Annotated in this window: 1 protein-coding gene; it reads left to right on the top strand. The window is 29.7% G+C overall.

Annotated elements, in window-relative coordinates:
- On the top strand, window positions 1–541 hold a 541-nt coding region (tyrS, locus tag O212_RS0115805), incomplete at its 5' end, for a tyrosine--tRNA ligase (RefSeq protein WP_029699481.1).
- Window positions 542–602 lie beyond the last annotated feature (61 nt).

The raw sequence follows: 602 nt of genomic DNA, 5'->3' as shown, positions 1-602 counted from the left end.
AAAAATGGGTAAAACTGTTGGCGGAGCTTTATGGCTTGATGCAGAAAAATGTTCACCATTTGACTTCTATCAATATTGGAGAAATGTAGCAGATGCAGATGTTGAAAAATGCTTAAAGCTTTTAACATTCCTTCCAATGGATAAAATAAGAGAACTTAGCAGCCTTGAAGGTGCTGAAATTAATGAAGCTAAAAAAGTTCTTGCTTTTGAAGTAACTAAATTAATCCATGGAGAAGAAGAAGCTAAAAAGGCTGAAGAAGCATCACAAGCTCTTTTCGCAGGTGGAAATGATATGACTAATGTTCCAACAGAAGTTATAAAGAAAGAATTTATTGGTGGAAACTTAATAGATGCTTTAGTTGAGGTTAAAATATTCCCATCAAAAGCTGAAGGTAAGAGAATAGTAAAACAAGGTGGACTTACAATAAATGATGAGAAAGTTACTGATTTTATGAGAGTTCTTACAGAAGAAGACTTAAAAGATGATGGAGCTTTAATTAAAAGAGGAAAGAAGAAATTTTATAAACTTATAGCAGAGTAAAGTTTAATAAAAAATAATTATTATTATTTTATTTACGATATAAATTTTATTTATAAAAAAC

Source organism: Clostridium sp. Ade.TY (genome assembly GCF_000498355.1).
GTDB lineage: Bacteria > Bacillota > Clostridia > Clostridiales > Clostridiaceae > Clostridium.
This window is presented reverse-complemented; position numbering and strand designations above follow the sequence as displayed.